We start from the raw sequence: 20,093 nt of genomic DNA on the forward strand, positions 1-20,093 counted from the left end.
AACCTCACTAAGATGATGATTTGCCGCTACCGAAACCTGGTAAACTAGCTAACTGAGCACCTAAATACTGCTGCGTCGAACTCATCTGTGCTAATAAAACGTCTAAATTGGAGTATTGCTTACGAAGCCGGGTTTCTAGCTCCTCCATCCTATATTGATGATCCAGCACATCCTCTTCTAGATCGTCAATCTGGCTATTAATGTTTTCCTCACGACTTTTCAAAATACCACCAGAGTCAACAAACGATCCAAGCAGCTCCTCTAATTTATTCGCGACACCGTTTTCACCTGCAAAAGCCTTGCCAATATCATCATAATTGGTATCCATTGCTTCGTCTAGGCTACGAACTATGCTGGATTTTTCCAAATAACCGTCATCATTAACGCTTAATCCAATGTCGAAAATGCTGGTGAAAGGACCGGCATCAGTCAGCTCACTGGACAATACACTTACAAGCTGGTCACTCAACGAACGCATGGTCGCATCACCGCGCAAACCCACTTGGCGCTCCTCGTCGTAACTAGTGTGATAGGCGATAGTGCCAACTAAATTGTTATAATCTTCGATGAACTTGTTGACGAGTGTATTAACACTTTCTCTATCCACGCTGACATTGATGCCTGCGCTTTCTCCGGCCTCACTTACCTGCTTAGCGGTGATAGTCATGCCTTGCACGGCATCTTTAAACACATTGCTGTCGTTAACAATCTCGATACCATCTACGGTGATTTTGGCGTCTGTCGCTTCGTCTCCCGCCGCAATGCTCATGCCTCCCGCACCGCCACCATTAGCGACCGTTGAGACAGCGTCAAGTTCGGCATTGTCATTGGTAATAACAAGATCATTACCCGATCCAGTTTCGTTTGAAGTCAGCACTAATTTAGCTTCACTACCAGTGTTGATAATGTTGGCAGTTACGCCAAAGTTCGTGTCTGAATCATTAATAGCGTCACGTAAATCTGATAGCGTGGCTCCAGCATCCAAGGTTACATCAAAGCTTTTGTCACCAGCGCCGAAACTTAGAGTTCCTCCAGACGCTGTAACTACAGCGGAGTTATCTGCAAAGGCATTGGCGGCTGACATAGCACGACTACCCTGGGCAAGCTGTTGGACCTGCACATCAAAGTTACCTGGAGTGATATCACTAGAGGGGCTCACAGAGATAATATCGCCACTTGGAGGCTGTGAAATATTCGCCAAACGTTTATTAAAGTTATCGGGATCACCTAATTTCTCCATGGTGTCCTTTAACTTGGATAACGCAGACTTGACCGCACCAATCGAAGATAATTCGACTTGAAGGCGCTCATCTTTCTGAATGAACTTCTGCATTTTAGGAACATTTTCAGCCTCAATAGACGCACTGATAATGCTCTCAAGGTCAAGACCCGAGCCTATGCCCGCCTGAGTGATTAATGGCATAAAAACCTCCTAATTCAGTTTACGTTACGCAGATTGATCAAAGAGCACTCCACGATTATCAAGTTTATCGGCAAATTCTTCTAAAGCTTTAGCAACTTCGCGGAACTCTTTAGGTGGAATTTCTCGAATCACCTCTTCACTATCGCGATCTATAACTTTAACGATCGGAGGATCTCCAAGTTCGTCAAACTCGAAAACCAGATTCGTTGAACGAATTGGAATAAAGTCATTAATTTTATCCAAACTCTCTCTTAGCTCTTCATTGAGTTGTTGCTGTGTTTGCATCAACTCGCTTTTGTTAGAAACTAAAGAGTCATCCTCGGCCTTTAGTTCAATATCTTCTTGAACACCCAGCTTTGCTTCATTTTTAGCTTCAGATAACGAGTCTTGTTTACTCGCTGTTGAGCTACTCTGCAAAACAGTTGCCAAGTCTTGATTTAAGTTAATTTCAGCCATGTAACATCTCCAACAATGCCTAGAAGGAGTATAAGCCATAACCGCCTAATCGTCAGTTATGGCTTAAATCAGTTCAATTTAACCCAGTAGCGAAAGAGCGACCTGAGGACGCTGATTTGCTTGGCTTAAAATTGAGTTACTTGCCTGTTGCAAGATTTGGTTCTTCGTCAAAGCAGCTGTCTCAGCAGCAAAGTCGGTATCTTTAATGCGCGAACGTGCAGCACTTAAGTTTTCCGAGATGTTCGCCTGGTTACGAATTGTAGATTGGAAACGGTTTTGTACCGCACCCAGTTCAGCTCGCTTCTTATCAACCACGGCAATCAATGAATCCATACCAGCCATCACCAACTGCGCATTCATTTGACTAGATACCGAGATACCCGTTTCGGTAAAGACATTTGAAAACGCTGCGTCAGTTAAAGCAAAGTCGGAATTAATTGATGACAGTGTAGAGATACCTTCTGTACCTAGTACGTCTGTCATTGCTTTAGACGTAACTTCTGACGCGACGCCAGCAATCCCTGATAAAGTGAAGCCACCATCAGCGGAAAGCGAATGATCACTATCACCTGCGGTACCACCCACTTGCTGCATACTGAATCCAATGACCTGAGCTGCATCAGCACCGACCTGGAAACTGGCTTTGTAGCTGCCATCAAGTAGATTCTGACCACCAAAAGTAGTGTCAGAAGCAACACGGTTAACTTCACCCATTAACTGCTGTATTTCTTCCTGCAACGCTACACGATCTTCATCAGTATTTGAGCCGTTAGCAGCTTGTTGGGCTAGGGTACGAACACGTTGGAACATGTTAGTTACTTCATCCATCGCCCCTTCAGCGGTTTGCGCTAAAGAAATACCATCGTTAGCGTTTCGGTTACCTTGGTTTAGGCCATTGACCTGCCCCGTCAACCTGTTTGAAATTTGCATACCCGCTGCATCATCAGATGCACTGTTAATGCGAAACCCTGAGGACAAGCGCTTAAAAGATGTATCAAGCTCATTGCCCGAGTTCATTAGCTGACGCTGCGCATTGAGCGAGCTAACGTTCGTATTTACATATAAAGCCATATTAGCCTCCGCTTTATCTTAATTGTATGAACCTAAGCGAAATACCCCTATTCAGCTTAGATTCACGATAAGAACTAGAGTTACAGTTCTCTAGCTCTGTTATCGACAGTTAAAACGGAGGCTTTAATAATTTTTTTAAAAATACGAATTAAGTATCAGTTTATCCTTGCAGCAAGCTCAGTGCGGCCTGCGGACGCTGGTTCGCTTGACCAAGAATAGTCTGACTTGCCTGCTGCAAAATTTGGTTCTTGGTTAGCTTTGCAGTTTCCATGGCGAAGTCTGCGTCTTTAATTCGTGATTTTGCTGCACTTAAATTTTCCGAAATGTTTGCTTGGTTTCGAATCGTCGATTGGAAGCGGTTTTGTACCGCACCGAGCTCGGCCCGTTTCTTATCAACAACAGCGATAAGTGAATCCATGCCTGCCATCACTAGCTGAGCATTAACCTGGCTGGACACGGACACTCCACTTTCTGTGAATACATTAGAGAAAACAGCGTCAGTGAGGGCAAAGTTAGAGTCAAGGCCAGAAAGCGTAGAAACACCATCAGTTCCGAGAATAGCCGTCATCGCATTATTGCCAACACCTGATGCTACACCAGCGATACCCGAAATAGTGAACCCGCCATCAGCCGACAAGCTATTAGCCGTTCCACCCACATTTTTCATGGTAAAGCCGATAACCTGCACCGCATCTGCGCCAACTTGGAAACTTGCAGAATAAGAACCATCAAGTAAATTTTGGCCACCAAAGGTCGTATCTGATGCGACTCGGTTTACTTCAGAAGAAAGTTGGCGTATTTCTTCTTGCAGCGCCAAGCGGTCCTCATCGGTGTTTGAACCATTTGCGGCTTGTTGAGACAGTACTCGAATGCGCTGGAACATGGATGTCACCTCATCCATCGCACCTTCAGCGGTTTGTGCTAAGGAGATGCCGTCATTGGCATTTCGGTTACCTTGGTTTAAACCGAGGATTTGTGACTGCAGACGATCTGAAATCTGTAAGCCTGCCGCATCATCGGCAGCACTGTTGATACGCAAGCCAGAAGACAAGCGCTTAAACGAGGTATCTAACTCATTACCAGAGTTCATTAACTGACGCTGTGCATTAAGCGCACTGACGTTGGTATTTACATATAAAGCCATAATAGCCTCTCTTTCACTCTCAATTTGGTTATTAACCGCTGCTTGCGGCGAATTGTTTCCACACTAAGGCGGATCCTTTACGCCGCTTTCAGAGGGGGCTTGGCAATTATTTGCCGTTAAAAACCCGCGCTAGCCGCGTATAAGAGTAAATGAGCAATAAGTGGGCCAATATGAAAAAAGGGCCGTAACGGCCCTTGTGTTTGAGAGTGAAATCGACTGCCAAAAAATTGTTATACTTTTTGGCATAATAGCTGCTTATACTGAATGAAGTTGGGTGGGATGTAGCACCCTGCCCAACTTTGGGATTTTTTTAGCAATTAGCTTCCGCTTTAAAATCCAACTTCGCGCCCTTGCCAATACCCCATCAGCAAGGGCGCTTTTCATTTTACTTATCCAAGAAGACTTAATGCTGCCTGTGGACGCTGGTTTGCCTGACTAAGAATGGTCTGGCTTGCCTGTTGCAAGATCTGGTTCTTAGTTAGATTTGCGGTCTCTTGAGCAAAATCTGTATCTTTAATGCGAGACTTTGCCGCATTCAAGTTCTCAGAGATGTTTGCTTGGTTACGAATTGTTGATTGGAAACGGTTTTGTACCGCACCCAATTCAGCCCGTTTTTTATCCACTACCGCAATTAACGAATCCATACCAGCCATAACCAGTTGCGCATTCATTTGGCTCGAGACAGAAATGCCTGTCTCAGTGAACACATTAGAGAATGCTGCATCCGTAAGAGCAAAGTCGGAATTAATCGATGACAACGTTGAAATGCCATCAGTTCCAAGTACATCTGTCATCGCCTTTGAAGTTACTTCTGACGCGACGCCTGCAATGCCTGAAAGAGTGAAACCTCCATTTGCAGATAGCGAGTGATCCGAGTCACCTGATGTACCGCCTACCTGTTGCATGCTAAAACCTATAACCTGTGCGGCATCAGCTCCAACCTGAAAACTTGCTTTGTACGAGCCATCAAGAAGGTTTGTACCACCAAATGTAGTATCAGACGCAACGCGGTTAACTTCATCCATCAAGGCACGAATCTCTTCTTGCAACGCTAAACGGTCTTCATCTGTATTAGAGCCGTTTGCAGCTTGCTGCGATAAAGTACGAACACGCTGAAACATGTTAGTAACCTCATCCATTGCTCCTTCAGCGGTTTGTGCTAAAGAGATACCATCATTGGCGTTACGGTTACCTTGGTTCAAGCCCATGATTTGTGAACCTAAACGGTTACTAATTTGTAGACCTGCCGCATCGTCAGCTGCGCTATTAATACGAAAACCTGATGATAAACGTTGGAACGAGGTATCTAACTCGTTACCTGAATTCATTAACTGACGCTGGGCGTTCAGTGAACTTACGTTAGTATTTACATAAAGTGCCATGTCATTTCTCCCACAGTAAACTTTGAATTTACTCTCAAACTATCAATTACTAAGCGAAAGCTTGTTTTTTGACGTTTTGCTAAGTTACTTAGGTTATCGGGCGAGCACTTTTTTCCTTTAGTATTTTTTTATACTTTTTTTCAACACTATGAATTTAAATATAAAAATTAATAACTTTACTTATAAGTTGGTAACTTTGAGGTAGGAGAAGAGCGAATAGTTATAGAAACAAAAAATAAAAAAGGGCCTTACGGCCCCAACCACAAATAGCAACCTCAACTAACCGATATAGTCGAATAAGGATAAGTTCGACAAACGGTTAAAAGTGGCCTGCGAAGCCTGCAGTGCAGTCTCATGACGTGTTAACTCGGTCACCGCTTCAGCCATATCCACTTCAACAAGATCAGCTTTTGCTTCTTTGTTATTAATATCAACATCGGCGTTGGAAAACTCAATACGTTCAGCCGTATTCAGGCGTCCGCCTAAACCTGCTTGGGTAAGTGATACTTGGTTTTGTGCACTACTTAACTGCACCAAACCATCGGCCAAAACTTGTTGGTAATCCTCAATACCTAATCCAGGTGTGGTTATCCCATTAATTAAATCCTCAAGGGTATTAAGCACGTTGTCTCGCCCCGGCGGGGCCAAATCGAAGGTCGCCTGTCCAGGAGCTGCGCCTTGAATATCAATTTCCATACCGGCAAACTTAATCGGCTCACCGGGAGTGTAGGTCCCAGTAACCGCAGGCGTTAATGGCGCCCCGTCTTGCAGTATTTGATAGCTATCGGGAGGACCGGCCGTGATATCCACCGTCATCGTGTTGGCGGTTGCGCCAGCGGCTGGGTCTGAGTTGTAATTTTGTTTATGAAATTGGTCAAAAGCGTTTTGTTCGTTCACATACACTGTTGCCGAAGTCACACCGCCGCCGGGCGTTGCTGTATTGCTGTCAACATTTAAGCGCGTGGGTACTTTTTCAAAAACATCGAAACCATTGTCTGATGATTTAATGCTCACCCCTTCGGCAACCGTAACTTTATGTTGGCCTTGGTCGCCACCATACTCGTAACGCCCACTTGCACTATTAAACTGGTAACTCTGGTTGTTATCTTGATAACCAGAAAAGATAAACTTACCGTCTTCAGACTTGGCATTCATCAAATCAAGCAAGTTAGCCTGGATCGCTTTTAACTCTTCCGCTAAACCTTTACGGTCTTGCTCTGTTAATGCACCATTACCAGCCTGTACGGTAAGCGTATTAGCACGTTGAATAGAGTCTTTAATGTTTTTAAGGACACTGTCTTCTGTCTCTAAACGACTGTTGAGCAAATTAAGGTTCTTGGTGTATTGCTCGTTACTAGCAATAGCATCACCATATAGCATGGCTCGCGTTGTTGCAGATGGATCATCAGATGCAGTTAACACGCGCTTTTGCGTATTGATCTGCTCTTGTGCTTTGGCAACCTTAACCTGGTTTTCTAAAATACTGGTTAAGCCTTTTTGATAAATTTGATTATTGGATAAACGCATATTATTTACCTCGCGGAGCTAAGCAGGCTATCAAACACCGTTTGTGCTGTAGAGAGCACACGCGCTGATGCCGCATAACTTTGTTGAAAGCGCAGTAAATTAGCCGCTTCCTCATCTAAATTGACACCTGACATCGACTCATACCAAGCGTTCGATTGCTCCTCCAACGCAGAGAAAGCCGCATGACTGGTTTGTGCTTGGCTAGTTACAATCCCTATATCAGTCACTATACCTGCGAATGCCTGGTTGAATGTTTTGAGATTATCGGCGCTGCCGCTGCTCAGCACATTTTCTCGCACTAACTCTTCGCTTTGTAGCCCAGCGAGTGCCAGGCCATTACGGTTATCGTCAAAACCCCCGGTATTAAACTCGAGGCTAAACGTATCGCCTGCAGCCGGGTTGCCTTCAATATTAAAGTCAAAGCCATAGTTAGCGTACGGTGCTCCTGCTTGAGCGAGCATATTTTCAGCAGGCGGTGTAATGGTAAAAGTCGTTGTACCGTTGCCATCGGTAATCGTGTACTCGTTAGGATTACCTGTTTTTTGCAAGCTGATTGGCCCGTTCGTCAAGCTTGGCGGCGGGCCCACAGTGATGCCCGTTGAGTTGGCAATATCAGTCACCGAACCGGGAGAAATTGCCGCTTCACTGACGTTATTTAACGCTGTTTCGGTGCGAATTGGCGACGCTAATGCCAGCTTTTCTGGCCGCGTGGTCGCCAACCCAACATTACTGGCTGCAAAGGCATTTAACTTGATATCAAAGCTATCTCCCGCTACTGGCGCACCTGTCACATCAATATCTAAGCCATAAGACTCGCCACTTGTTACTGTGGTTGAGTCTATCACTCCCGCCGTTACGTTGGCCGTCGACGGCGTACCGATAGGCTCACCTTTATTATTAAGGGGCACTATCTCTACGGTTGTTGGCGAGGTAAAGGTAACACGGAAATCCGTTGCCGGAATCTCTTTGCCCATCCCCTGCTCTAAACCAGCCTGCAAATTGCCCGATCCCGCATTAGCGGCGAATGGTAAGCCGTTGACGGTGGGCAAAGTGAACAGATCACCTCCTATTTCACCGTTGGCGTCCATCCCCAAGCGGTTTTGCTGGTTGAAGGCGTCGGCCAATGATAAGCCCATTTGCCCCAGCTGATTTTGCGCCGGTATGAGTACCTCGTCTCGATAAGCCAGCAGGCCACCAATCTCGCCTTTTAAGCTGTTGGTATCAACCTCTAAGCTATTGGCTTGTCCGGAGGTCACATCAAGGCGAAGTTCCTTAAGGTTCGGATCTGGATCGCCATTTAACGAGAACAAGTTAAAGCTACCATTTTCCATAACCAAAGCTTCACCTGTAGACATGAACACCAATTTTTCACCATGAGGTCCATCGAGTGTTTCTAGGTTCATTAGCTCTGAAAGATCTTTAATCGCTTTGTCGCGCTCGTTATAGACCGAGCTGGCATCAGCTTGATCTTTCTTGCCATGAACAGCTGTAATTTGGTTGTTCAGCTCACTAATTTTCTCAATTAAGCCATTAGCTTCATCAGCAAGGATCCCAAGCTGATCATTCACCACACTCTTTTGTTGCGATACAATTCCTGACAACCTATCCATCTGATTAACAAAGTTTTCCGCGTTGGTGAAGAACAACGAGCGGGTAACATTGTTAGAGGGCTGATTCAGCGCCTCTTGCAGATTATTAAACATGCCATTGATTTGCGTAGACAGGCTATTGGACTCCTCGGAAAACTGGCTATCAATACGCTGTGCTTCCTCCATAAAGCGCTCAAAGAACGAGCGATTAGAGGTGTCTCTATTGAGTTGCTGTTGTGCAAACTCATTGAGCAGACGATAGGTTTGCCCACGGCCAACCTGATTGTCGAAGGTGGTGCCATGCTCTGTACGCTCGCGCACGTAGCCTTCGGTATTAATGTTGGCAATATTTTTACTGGTAGTATTAAGCAGCTCGGTATTGGCACGAATGCCTGAACTGGCAATGTTTAGTAGGTTAAATGACATGATCTACTCTCCTTGCCTTAGCAGATCACCGGCTAGGGCGCGTAATTCGCTTTGCCCTAACACACGTTTAATTTTCTCTGCATACTGTGGATCGGTGGCGTAGCCAGCTTGGTGTATAGCGTCGATAAACTGATGAGGCTTATCGGCCACATCTAAAGCCTGCTGGTAACGGGGATTAGTTTTCAAAAATGAGACAAAATCATCGAAACTTTGCTCAATAGAGTCATACACTCGGAACGGTTCTTTGCGCTGAACCGCAACTCCTCCTTCATACTCTAATGTTGGTTTTACAGTCGCTTCCCCCTGCCAGTCACGGTGCGCTTTGATATTAAATAAATTGTTTGAACTTTCACCGCTCGCAGTTTTAATAATGTGCTTGCCCCAACCAGTTTCCAATGCAGCTTGAGCAACCATAACACCGGGGTGCACACCGATTTTACCGGCCGCTTCACGGGCAACGTCCCACACCCCTTCGACAAACTCTTTGGCATTGGCGAAATCGGCTTTGTGAGCGATAGGAGATGCCTCAGAGTGTTGTTCTTGGGTTTTCACTTGCGCGTTGTTTAACCGCGCATCACGCAAAGCTGACGCAGGCATATAGCTGTCTTTTTGTGGCGATAACTGTTGCACAATCAAATCGGCCAAGCCCAATGAGCCATTCGCCGATAACTCACTGGAGAGCTGCTGATCATGCATGTCTTGGAAGTATTTAACGCTGCTGGCATTAAAAGGACTGTCTTCATCTTCGAAGGCTTCATTGGCTTTGCGCATGCTTTTGAGCAGCATTTGCGTAAAGATAGACTCAAACTGCTGCGCTGCTTGCTTTAAGGCCGCGCGCTCGCCGTCGCTGCCGGCAGGCTGTTTTAACGCATCTTGACGAAGCTTATCTAAGCTATTGAGATCGAAGACGCTTTGCGTTTGCAGTTGGTTAGCATCCATAAGACTGACAAAGTAATGACTAGATGCAAAAACTAAAGCAAAAAACGTACCACTGACTTTATAGTTCTGATTAACAAGAACTTAGGTGGCTATAAAAACAGCAAACCCCAAGGCTTTGGGCACTTGGGGTTTGCTGTTGCAGTATCAGATTTAAATGACCACCAACTGACCATTAATAGCACCAGCCTCTTTCAACGCCTCAAGAATGGCCATTAAATCTCCCGGTGCGGCGCCCACTTCATTAATCGCGCGCACAAGATCATCTAAACTCACCCCGGGGTCAAAAACAAAGGCACGCGAGTCGTCTTCACGCACATCGATAATACTTTGATTGGTCACCACCGTCTCGCCCTCGGCCAATGCATTGGGCTGCGACACTTCTGCATTTTCGGCGATGGTCACCGTGAGCCCGCCATGAGTAATAGCCGCTGGCTGCAACTTGACATTTTTGCCAATCACTATGGTACCAGTACGGGAGTTGACAATGATTTTCGCAGCATTATCGGCGGGAGTGAATTCAAGGTTTTCCAGCGTCGATAAATAAGCGACTCGTTGCGAAACATCACGTGGGGCAGTTACGCGCACTGACGCCGCGTCCATTGCCATTGCGGTATTCGGCCCGACGAGATTATTAATGGTATCGGACAGGCGCTTCGCGGTAGTAAAGTCAGGGCGATTAAGATTAAAGGTAATGTAATCCCCTTGGGTAAAAGGACTTGGGATCGCGCGCTCGACAATGCCGCCATTAGGAATTCGCCCCACAGTTGGCGTATTGACCACCACACGTGAGCCATCAAGCCCTTGCGCGCCTAATCCACTAACCACTAAGCTACCTTGAGCAATAGCATAAATATTACCATCGACACCTTTTAGGAAGGTTTGCAATAAGGTACCACCGCGTAGGCTCTCGGCACTACCTACTGAAGATACAGTGACATCCATACTCTGGCCGGGTTTGATAAACGCCGGCATATCCGCATGAACGGCAACCGCTGCAACATTATTAATCTTTGGCTTAAGGTTGGCCGGCAAAGTAATGCCAAAGTTATTCAACATCGCTTTAAAGCTTTGTTCGGTAAAGCGGCTCTTCTCTCCCGTGCCAGGCAGACCCACAACCAGACCATAACCCACTAATTGGTTACTACGTACGCCCTCAACCATGGCCACATCTTTGACACGCTCGGCAAAACTTTGCCAGCTAGTCAACGCCATGCAGAACACGATAAGGTTTAACCATTTCATGACTGGACTCCTTAGAATGGGAACAAAGTGCTCATAAAGAACCGTGATAGCCAACCGGCACTTTGCGTTTCTTGCAGCTCGCCTTTGCCAGAATATTGAATACGCGCATTAGCGATACGGCTACTTTCTACGGTGTTTTCGGAGCTCACGTCAGCTGGGCGAACAATGCCTTCTAAGCGAATAAACTCCTGCCCAGTATTAAGCGTTAACCACTTTTCGCCACGAATCACCAAATTACCATTGGGCAGCACGCGCATCACGTTCACGGAAATATTGCCTGACAAACTGTTGGATTGATTAGATTTAGCGTCGCCGGTGAACGAAGCATCTGAGTTCACACCCATTTGAATGCTATCTCCACCGATATTGACCGGATTGCCGCCTAAACCAATAACCGGCTCTAACCCCAGCTCGGTTTCCCTGTCAGTTTCCGTTTTTGCCGTTTTTGATGCTTGCGTTGACTCACGCAGTACCACAGTAATGATATCTCCAGTACGCAACGCTTTCTTATCGGCATACAAATCGTTCGCCAATACGGGATTGAAAAGGCCGCCACTTTGGGTCATGTTTTGTGTTGCTTCCTGCGGATACATCGGCGCATAGTAAGGGTCGTTTTCGACAACATGGGAGTTTTGTGTAGAAACACACCCTGTAGCAAGTACAAAAGTAATTGATAGTGCAATTGGCCTAATCATAATGCCCCCACTTATAGCTGCTGATTAATATAGCTGAGCATCTGGTCTACAGATGAAATCACTTTAGAGTTCATCTCATAAACACGCTGTGTCTCAATTAAGTTGACCAGCTCTTCGGTCACATTGACGTTCGAGGTTTCCAATGCTCCTTGAACAATAATACCCAAGCCGTCTACTCCCGGGTTACCTTGCACCGGAGCGCCACTGACAGCGGTTTCGGTGTAAAGGTTTTGGCCCATAGGTTCAAGCCCTGATGGATTAATAAAGTCACTGATCACCAACTGACCAATCACTACATTGTCCGCCTGCCCGGCTACGCGCACCGAAACCTCTCCGTCTTGCGACACAGTAATAGACTGCGCGTCATCGGGCACGTTCATTTCTGGTTGCACCGGAAAACCAGCACCACTGGTGACGATACGACCGTCTTCGTCGGTCGTGAATTGACCATTACGGCTGTAAGCAATATTGCCATCAGGGAGCAACACCTCAAAAAAGCCTTGTCCTTGAACCATCCAGTCGAGGGAGTTCTCCGTGCTTAGCATATTGCCCTGGGAGAAATTCTTCTGGTTAGCAACCACCTTGGCACCGGCGCCAAGCATCAACCCCGAAGGCATCTCTGTATCTTGTGAAGAGCGCCCGCCAGGTTGATTGATATTTTGATACAACAAATCTTCAAACACGGCGCGGCTTTTCTTGTAACCGACCGTGCTGGCATTAGCCAAGTTATTGGAAATAACCGAAATATCGGTCTGTTGGGCGTCAAGCCCGGTTTTACTGATCCACAATGCTGGGTTCATAGTAGTGACTCCTCGCTAATGTTACATAATCCGTAGCAATGACTCAGCACGCTGGTCATTCTCTTCGGCGGTTTTCATTAGCTTGACTTGTAATTCAAACTGACGTTGATGGCTGATCATATCGACCATTTCATGCACAGGATTGACATTCGACATCTCGAGAGCCCCTGACATGATTGAGACATTTTCAGAAACATCAAGTTGTTGGCCATTTACGGGCCGAAACAGACCGTCGTTGCCCTTTTCCACCTGATGCCCTGTGGCCTCAACGATTTGCAATCTGTCCACTTCTTCAAGAAAGTTGGCCGGGGCGCCTTGAGGGCGAACTTGAATGGTGCCGTCTTTGCTGAAACTTATTTTCTCAATCGGAACAGGCAGGATTACTGGCCCCCCTTCGCCAACAACTTGACGGCCATCTCTATCGAGTAGCATCCCCTCTTGGGTCATTTTCAATGAACCGGCTTTGGTATAGGCCTCGTTGCCGGCATCATCTAATACCGTCAGCCAACCGTGCTCACTCATAGCAATGTCCAAGTCGCGACCGGTTTCAGAAATACCGCCAGCTGTGGTGTTGGTCCCTGCGCGTTCTTGCAGAGCAAAAACGCGTGTCGGCAACCCTTCACCAAAGGCCTGCATCGAGCGTGCCTGAGCGATATCGGCTTTAAAGCCTGTGGTGTTAGCGTTGGCAAGGTTGTTACTTTTAACCCCCATCCCCAGTAGGCTTTGCTTAGCTCCTGAGGTGGCAATGTACAGCATCTTGTCCATTGGCTTGCTCCTTAAAATCGTCGTTATATTGACTAAAGCAAGATTGATACCAAGAAAAAGGAGTTATTTAAAAGGAGAGACTAGAGGGATGAAAAAAGGCCACCAAAAGGTGGCCTAGTAGGATTTTTCTTATCGGATCTGCAGGATATTCTGTTGCAGCGTTGAGTTCACCTCTAACGCCCGAGAGTTAGCCTGGAAGTTTCGTTGTGCACTGATTAAATCAACTAGTTCATTAGTAAGGTTAGTATTCGATTGCTCCAACGCTTCAGAATTAATCGTGCCCAAGGTCCCGGTCCCTGGCTCACCTGCGATGGGTTCACCAGAGTCTAAGCTTTCTTTCCAGCTGGTATTACCTACCTGCTGCAAGCCCTGAGAGTTAGGGAAACGGACCATCGCTACCTGGCCTAAGAAGGTAGAGTCGCCATTACTATACGAAGCAACTAACTTACCATCACTACCGATTTCAATATTAGATAAGCGGCCCACGGTCGAACCATCTTGTTCCAACGCCTTCACCTCGAAGCGGCTAGAGAATTGGGTTGGGAGCTTGTTACCCGTCGCAGCTTCATCACGCCAGTTTAAGTTAATATCATTAAACTGGGCACCGTTGGTCAAAATACCGCTGGCGCTCAGGTTAGCGCCCGATAACGTCATTGGGTTAAACGTCGCGCCGGTATTGGGCGCACCATCTGTTTGCAATGGTAAACCCGCTGCATCAAAAGTAAACTGGGTGATAGGGCCTGCACCTGCGTTACCCGCGTTATCAACTTCAGTGCCATCGACGGTGGCGCGCACATCCCATTCGTTAGAGGCTGTTTTTACAAAGAAAAACTGCAGTACGTGGGGCTCACCCAGAGAGTCATAGACCGTTGTTGATGTTGACGAATTATAGGTAGCTGAGTCATTTGGGTTAAATGGCGTTACCGTTGGAACGGTGGCACCTGCATCCAAGTTAAATGAGCTGTAGACATTATCTGTCGCATTTGGAGAGCCTGATGAATCAGGTATTTGAATCGGATTGGCCGTACTCAAGCTCACCGAAGTGGTATCACCGGTTACCGGATCCGTTGGGAAACCTTGCAGTAAGTTACCTTTAGCATCGACCACGAAGTTATCATCATTAAGCTTGAACGCCCCAGCACGCGTATAGGTAAAATCTTGCGAAGCTAAATCATCGGCCATGGCAAAATAACCTTCACCGGTAATCGCTAAATCCAGTGCATTTGACGTGAACTTTAAAGAACCTTGGTGAAACTGCTGCGCGACCATGGTGGTTTGCACACCATCACCGTTCTTCGTTTTACCGCCACTGAATACTGATGCCGCATACACATCAGCAAACTCTGCGCGGGATTCTTTAAAACCTGTGGTATTGACGTTCGCAATGTTGTTTGCGGTCACATCTAAGTCTTTTTGGGCTGCCGCCAACCCTGTTAAAGCGATATTGAAACTCATGTTTCACCTCTTCGTAATAACTGCCCGCAGGCAAATGCTTTACACTGAAATCTCAGCCACCTCAGCGAGCTTCACTGCGCCCTCTTTGGTATTCACGATGATCCCATTCGCGCCGTTGATATTAACGCTTTCAATATTTTTGAATGTCGCCATAGGTAAAGAGCTGTATTCACCATTGATGCTGCCCTCTGCCACAATGTCGTACTCACCAGGAGGAAACGGATTGCCGTCTTTGTCGAGACCGTCCCATTCAAAGCGAATTGCACCAGCAGGTTGCGAGCCTAAATCAACCACCTCAACCACCTGACCTTTATCGTCTTTGATAGTGAGGCTTAAATTATCAACAGGCTCTTTAGCAAGAACAGTCCCTTTACTCACTTCACCGCTATACAACTCGATAGTTTCAGACTCCAACAACGCCTTTTTCCCGACTAGTGTTGACGCCTGCAGCGCCGAGTTAGATGTCATTGACGCAGCCAAAGAGTTAAAATTCTCATTGAGCTTTGAGATCCCCTCGGCCATGGTGAAATTAGTCATCTGCGCAATCATCTGGTCATTATCCGCAGGTTTGCTCGGATCCTGATAGGACAACTGCTGAGTCAGCAGGCTGAAAAAATCTTCCTGGGTGAGCTCATCGCTCTTTTCTTCCGGCGCCTTATTTTGGTTATCCCAATACAGGGAGCCTAGACCCGTTGCTGATTGCACATTATTGTTCATGCTCTATCCTCGCTTTAACCCTTACCAAGCTGCAACGTTCTCGTTAGCATTTGCTTAGCAGAGTCGGCTATTTGCACATTCGTTTGATAGGAGCGTGACGCCGAAATCATATTGGCCATTTCCTCAACCACATTAACATTGGGTTTATAGATATAACCGTTCTCATCCGCCATCGGGTGACCTGGGTTGTATTCAATTTGCAACGGTTTGTCACTCTCGACTACACCCAGCACTTTCACTCCCACAGACTCACCTTGCTGTTTGCCTACTGCTTGCTGCAACTGAGCAGCGAAAACAGGTTGGCGAGCGCGATATGTCTGCTCCACTGAGGAGCTAACCGAGTTTGCGTTTGCTAAGTTGCTGGCCGTGGTATTTAAGCGCACGTTTTGCGCACTCATGGCCGAACCAGAAACATCAAAAACATTAAATAAACTCATGATTATGCTCCTTGACCACCTAGGGCTTTCTTAAGACCGGAAATCTTGCCGTTCATAAAGCGTAAGCTGGCCTGATACTCTATAGCGTTCTGTGTATACAAGTTCCGTTCCACCTGTACATCAACAGAGTTGCCATCGCCTGTATCTGGTTGATTTGGAACACGAAATTTTGCTTCACCCATACTCATTTGGGTACTTGCTTGGAGGTGTTCCGGATGGGTGCGAGCTAAGCTATTGCCGCTTAATTGCCGATTATTTGCCGCTTTTAACGCGCTGGCAAAATCAATGTCTTTCGCTTTATAGCCAGGGGTGTCTGCATTGGCAATATTCGACGCCAATAGCTCAGCCCTTTGCGAGCGAACGAGCATTGCTTGGGGATGAATACCAAATGCTTTATCAAAACTGATAGCCATAGCCTCTCCAAATTTTTGACTCTCTTAGAGGGGCTACAGCAATTTTTAGACCATAGATTGTAAGGCTATGTATTTACGACTTTTTTTGGTAGATGATACCGGGATTACAACGGATCATATCGAACTCGGTACTCAAGCCTGTCATTGATTCACTCGCTCCTAAAAACAAATATCCCTTAGGGTTGAGCGCTTGCGCGAATTGACCAATGATCTTGGCTTTTACTTCCGGAGAAAAATAAATAAGGACGTTGCGACAAAAGATAATGTCAAACTTACCCAGCAACGCATATGAATCCAATAAATTCAAATGGCGAAAGCTCACCATACGTTTTACATTGTCGTTAACTTTAGCCATACCGTTGCCGCTATCGCTAAAAAACTTTTTGCGTCTTTCAGCACTGAGTCCTCGAGCCAATGCCAATGAGTCATACTCAGCATTTTTACAAATATCGAGCATAGTATTAGAGATATCCGTACCGATTATTTGCGCTCCCGAGGACAGTTGACCTGGGCGAGACTGTTGATATTCGGCCACTGACATCGCTATTGAGTAGGGCTCTTGCCCTGAAGAACTGGCCGCCGACCAAATTTTTACCGGCCGACGTAAATCTTTGCACTCAGGTAAGAGCTTTGTCTTCAATAATTCAAATGGATAAGAGTCGCGAAACCACAATGTTTCATTGGTGGTCATGGCATCAACAACAGCGGCACGAAGTTGCCGCTCATGCGGACTCAACGTTTTGCTAACCAGCTGCGACAAAGATTCAACGCTAAAGCGAGCCATCAGCGGAGCCAAGCGACTTTTAACTAAGTAAAGTTTGTTATCACCCAGCACGATGCCACACTGCTGTTCTAAAAATGCACGAAACTGGTTGTATTCACCGAGCTCTAAATGCTTATTTTCCAAATTACTCTCACCTAACTCACTTGAAGCGGTTACAAGACAAGGCGGCATTAATCACAATGCACCCACTTTTTAACTGCTGTAGCCAGTTCGTCGGGGTTAAATTTGGCAATAAAATCATCCGCCCCAACTTTTTCTATCATCGCATGGTTAAATACGCCACTTAAAGAGGTGTGCAGTATCACATGCAATGGTGCCAGCTTCGGATCCGCTTTGACCTCTGCTGTTAAGGTATAGCCGTCCATCTCTGGCATTTCCACATCCGATATCAGTAACGCCACTCGCTCAGTGATATCATCTTTGCAGTCGAGCTTCGCTATTTCTTTTAATCGCAACAGGGCCTCTTTACCGTTTTTCGCCAGCTCAGTTTGCACCCCGAGAGGCTCCAGCGCCCGTTTTACTTGATTACGCGCCACGGCAGAGTCATCGGCAATAAACACAATACGCTCACCGAGATCTTTCTGCATCTCGCCATCTGAGGCAATGCCCTCACTGACCTCGGTATTAACAGGGCTGATCTCTGCAAGAATTTTTTCGACATCCAAGATTTCTACGAGCTCGTCATCAATCTCAGTCACTGCGGTAAGGTAAGAATAACGCCCCGCACCTGACGGCGGTGGCATAATCTTTTCCCAGTTCATATTGACGATACGCTCAACGCCCCCCACCAAAAACCCCTGCACAGAGCGGTTATATTCGGCGATAATAATAAAGCAATTTTCAATATCAGTGATGGCCGGACCGCCTACGGCCATAGACAAATCGATGATAGAAATAGTTTGTCCACGAATATGCGCTACCCCACGAATATAAGAATTCGTTTTCGGCATATTTGTTAGTGGTGGACACTGAAGGACTTCTCTAACTTTAAAAACGTTGATCCCGAACCGCTGGCGTCCTTTTAGTTTAAACAGCAATAATTCAAGGCGGTTTTGACCCACAAGTTGGGTTCGTTGATTGACAGAATCTAAAATGCCAGCCATCGGATTCTCCTAGCATTAATTTACAACTTCGCACACTCGCGCCAAATAGGAACGCATTTTGCTTCTTAGCTTCATACGTTAGTATAACTACGCTAGAACGCCCAGTTTTTGACGCTTCGTAGTTATACCCTGTTTTACCCAATAAGCATAGTCGAAACATGGTGAGTATGTTCAAAAAAATTCAACTTTTCCAAAGCTTATGGTTAATAGCCTTTGTATTAATAAGCTCAACGGCTGAGGCAAACAACGGCCAACAACAGCGCTATGATCGCCACACTTTGCAAACGCTTGCTGAGCAATACATCACAGAGCAAGCGCAGATCCAGCCCGATCAAGAGCTGCAAGTGCAAGCGATGGACTTAGATGCGCGCATAGGTCCCAGAGAGTGTGCAGTAACACCGCAAGCCTCTACGGCTAGCGCTCCGCCATTTAATCGGCAGGTAACAGTAAAACTTAAGTGTTCAAGTCCTGCTCTTTGGAGTCAGTATGTCCATGTACGCATCAGTAAGCTCTCTACTATCGTGGTCGCCAATGATCACATTGCCCGTGGGCAAATTATTAGTGCTGATGATTTAACTACGGAGCAGCGTCCGCAACATTTTGTTCGCGCTCGCTACATAGAGCAGCCAGAAGTTATTGTCGGCAGCCGCAGTAAACGCAGTATTCGCAGAGGGTTGCCAATTAGTATGAATCAGTTGTGTATGGTGTGTAAGGGCGATAATGTGAGCATAATTGCCCGCTTTAACGGACTCACTATAAAAACATCTGGAGAAGCGCTAGAAGATGGCGGTGTCGGTGATAATATTCGCGTGCGTAATGTAAAGTCTGGCCGGCTGATCAATGCCAAAGTAACAGCAGTGGAAACCGTGGCGGTTAATATTTAAATTTTATGCTAAAGTATTGGCTAGAATGGCCGATAAACAGTGCAAAGGTCAATATAGCTTAGGTAATTAGTGATGGTGAATCAAGTCAACAAAGGCCAGCAAGGCTCGGTGTACAACACACCACAAAATAAAGTGGAGCAACAAAAGCTCAACCAAACGCAAACACAAGGTAATGAGGCAAATGCAAAAGCCAGTACGAAGGCTGCAGCAGACTCAGTAAGCCTTACGCCACAAGCAAAGCAAATGAAGTCTTTGCAAGAAAAGGCTGAGCGCTCATCAGGGTTCGATCAACAAAAGGTTGACGAATTAAAGCAAGCTATCAGTGAAGGCAAATACCAAGTAGATAGCGAAAAGCTTGCTAAAAACATCGCTGCGTTTGAGTTCGATTTGTATGGCTGATTCGGCACTTAGTGTAGCTCTCGGCCAACAGCTCTCAAGTTTACAAGACTTGCTACAACTACTTGAAGATGAGCTGAGCGCTATTGCCGGGCGCAGTGGTGGTGAGCTGAAGGAATTAACGCCAAAAAAAGAACAGGCGCTTGTTCAAATTCAGCAACAAGACCAACATATTGCTCAGCTATTAAAAGCGCAAGAGCAAGAGATTTTAGCGCCGCACCAAGAGATGATAGAGCATGCACAGACTTTATTGCTAAAGTGCAAACAGCAAAATCAAGTGAATGCTCAGGCTGCTCACAATGCCCAGCTCACCGTCAAACAACTCAAAGATATTCTTATCGGCGCACCAAGTTCATTAACCTATGCTGCCGACGGCGGGATTGACCGCAGCGAAAATAAAATCGTAAAGAATTTAAAAGCCTGAACCTACTAAGCTAAATATTGA

The 20,093-nt window shown here is 46.2% G+C and carries 21 protein-coding genes; 3 read left to right on the forward strand and 18 right to left on the reverse strand.

Annotation, left to right across the window (positions count from 1 at the left end; genetic code table 11):
* Positions 1 to 7: 7 nt before the first annotated feature.
* The 18 genes from fliD to MHM93_RS11895 form a co-directional block, all read right to left on the reverse strand.
* Complete coding sequence (gene fliD / locus MHM93_RS11810; protein ID WP_138507730.1) at positions 8 to 1,423, reverse strand: flagellar filament capping protein FliD; 1,416 nt, start codon at positions 1,421 to 1,423, stop codon at positions 8 to 10.
* A gap of 24 nt (positions 1,424 to 1,447) precedes the next feature.
* Positions 1,448 to 1,879: a flagellar protein FlaG gene (locus MHM93_RS11815; protein ID WP_239449258.1), complete on the reverse strand. Its 432-nt coding sequence runs from the start codon at positions 1,877 to 1,879 to the stop codon at positions 1,448 to 1,450.
* 78 nt (positions 1,880 to 1,957) lie between these two features.
* Positions 1,958 to 2,950, reverse strand: coding sequence for a flagellin (locus MHM93_RS11820; protein ID WP_138507731.1), 993 nt, complete (start codon positions 2,948 to 2,950; stop codon positions 1,958 to 1,960).
* A gap of 160 nt (positions 2,951 to 3,110) precedes the next feature.
* Complete coding sequence (locus MHM93_RS11825; protein ID WP_138587855.1) at positions 3,111 to 4,094, reverse strand: flagellin; 984 nt, start codon at positions 4,092 to 4,094, stop codon at positions 3,111 to 3,113.
* A 389-nt stretch (positions 4,095 to 4,483) separates the two neighbouring features.
* The gene (locus MHM93_RS11830) at positions 4,484 to 5,476 is read right to left on the reverse strand and encodes a flagellin (protein WP_138507733.1); all 993 of its coding nucleotides are present in this window, start codon (positions 5,474 to 5,476) and stop codon (positions 4,484 to 4,486) included.
* Positions 5,477 to 5,755: 279 nt separating this feature from the next.
* Entirely contained in the window at positions 5,756 to 7,003 is a 1,248-nt protein-coding gene (gene flgL / locus MHM93_RS11835) for a flagellar hook-associated protein FlgL (protein ID WP_045978578.1), read from the reverse strand.
* 5 nt (positions 7,004 to 7,008) lie between these two features.
* The gene (flgK, locus tag MHM93_RS11840) at positions 7,009 to 9,018 is read right to left on the reverse strand and encodes a flagellar hook-associated protein FlgK (protein ID WP_239449259.1); all 2,010 of its coding nucleotides are present in this window, start codon (positions 9,016 to 9,018) and stop codon (positions 7,009 to 7,011) included.
* Between the two features lie 3 nt (positions 9,019 to 9,021).
* On the reverse strand, positions 9,022 to 9,957 hold the full coding sequence (gene flgJ, locus MHM93_RS11845) for a flagellar assembly peptidoglycan hydrolase FlgJ (protein WP_239449260.1): 936 nt from the start codon (positions 9,955 to 9,957) through the stop codon (positions 9,022 to 9,024).
* 150 nt (positions 9,958 to 10,107) lie between these two features.
* A complete protein-coding gene (locus MHM93_RS11850) occupies positions 10,108 to 11,199 on the reverse strand; it encodes a flagellar basal body P-ring protein FlgI (RefSeq protein WP_022944051.1) in 1,092 nt (363 codons plus the stop codon).
* 11 nt (positions 11,200 to 11,210) lie between these two features.
* Complete coding sequence (gene flgH / locus MHM93_RS11855; protein ID WP_026110987.1) at positions 11,211 to 11,891, reverse strand: flagellar basal body L-ring protein FlgH; 681 nt, start codon at positions 11,889 to 11,891, stop codon at positions 11,211 to 11,213.
* Between the two features lie 14 nt (positions 11,892 to 11,905).
* Positions 11,906 to 12,694 (reverse strand): flagellar basal-body rod protein FlgG, encoded by a 789-nt coding sequence (flgG, locus tag MHM93_RS11860; RefSeq protein ID WP_022944053.1) that lies wholly within the window; start codon positions 12,692 to 12,694, stop codon positions 11,906 to 11,908.
* 21 nt (positions 12,695 to 12,715) lie between these two features.
* The gene (locus tag MHM93_RS11865; RefSeq protein ID WP_022944054.1) at positions 12,716 to 13,459 is read right to left on the reverse strand and encodes a flagellar basal body rod protein FlgF; all 744 of its coding nucleotides are present in this window, start codon (positions 13,457 to 13,459) and stop codon (positions 12,716 to 12,718) included.
* A 129-nt stretch (positions 13,460 to 13,588) separates the two neighbouring features.
* Positions 13,589 to 14,914, reverse strand: coding sequence for a flagellar hook protein FlgE (gene flgE, locus MHM93_RS11870; RefSeq protein WP_138507736.1), 1,326 nt, complete (start codon positions 14,912 to 14,914; stop codon positions 13,589 to 13,591).
* Between the two features lie 39 nt (positions 14,915 to 14,953).
* Positions 14,954 to 15,631: a flagellar hook assembly protein FlgD gene (locus tag MHM93_RS11875; protein ID WP_022944056.1), complete on the reverse strand. Its 678-nt coding sequence runs from the start codon at positions 15,629 to 15,631 to the stop codon at positions 14,954 to 14,956.
* 14 nt (positions 15,632 to 15,645) lie between these two features.
* On the reverse strand, positions 15,646 to 16,068 hold the full coding sequence (gene flgC, locus MHM93_RS11880) for a flagellar basal body rod protein FlgC (protein WP_045978575.1): 423 nt from the start codon (positions 16,066 to 16,068) through the stop codon (positions 15,646 to 15,648).
* A 2-nt stretch (positions 16,069 to 16,070) separates the two neighbouring features.
* Positions 16,071 to 16,481, reverse strand: coding sequence for a flagellar basal body rod protein FlgB (flgB, locus tag MHM93_RS11885; RefSeq protein WP_045978574.1), 411 nt, complete (start codon positions 16,479 to 16,481; stop codon positions 16,071 to 16,073).
* Positions 16,482 to 16,554: 73 nt separating this feature from the next.
* Positions 16,555 to 17,388 (reverse strand): protein-glutamate O-methyltransferase CheR, encoded by an 834-nt coding sequence (locus tag MHM93_RS11890; RefSeq protein ID WP_026110988.1) that lies wholly within the window; start codon positions 17,386 to 17,388, stop codon positions 16,555 to 16,557.
* A 47-nt stretch (positions 17,389 to 17,435) separates the two neighbouring features.
* Positions 17,436 to 18,368, reverse strand: coding sequence for a chemotaxis protein (locus MHM93_RS11895; RefSeq protein WP_022944060.1), 933 nt, complete (start codon positions 18,366 to 18,368; stop codon positions 17,436 to 17,438).
* A gap of 167 nt (positions 18,369 to 18,535) precedes the next feature.
* On the opposite strand from MHM93_RS11895, the gene flgA reads away from it, so the two are divergent.
* From flgA to flgN, 3 genes are all read left to right on the forward strand, one after another.
* Positions 18,536 to 19,252 (forward strand): flagellar basal body P-ring formation chaperone FlgA, encoded by a 717-nt coding sequence (gene flgA / locus MHM93_RS11900; protein ID WP_239449261.1) that lies wholly within the window; start codon positions 18,536 to 18,538, stop codon positions 19,250 to 19,252.
* Between the two features lie 72 nt (positions 19,253 to 19,324).
* Positions 19,325 to 19,651 (forward strand): flagellar biosynthesis anti-sigma factor FlgM, encoded by a 327-nt coding sequence (flgM, locus tag MHM93_RS11905; protein WP_022944062.1) that lies wholly within the window; start codon positions 19,325 to 19,327, stop codon positions 19,649 to 19,651.
* Positions 19,644 to 20,072 (forward strand): flagellar export chaperone FlgN, encoded by a 429-nt coding sequence (flgN, locus tag MHM93_RS11910; protein WP_239449262.1) that lies wholly within the window; start codon positions 19,644 to 19,646, stop codon positions 20,070 to 20,072. Before flgM ends, flgN begins: the two co-directional genes overlap by 8 nt.
* Positions 20,073 to 20,093 lie beyond the last annotated feature (21 nt).

This window comes from Pseudoalteromonas sp. MM17-2 (assembly GCF_022347945.1).
In the GTDB taxonomy this organism is placed as follows: domain Bacteria; phylum Pseudomonadota; class Gammaproteobacteria; order Enterobacterales; family Alteromonadaceae; genus Pseudoalteromonas; species Pseudoalteromonas ruthenica.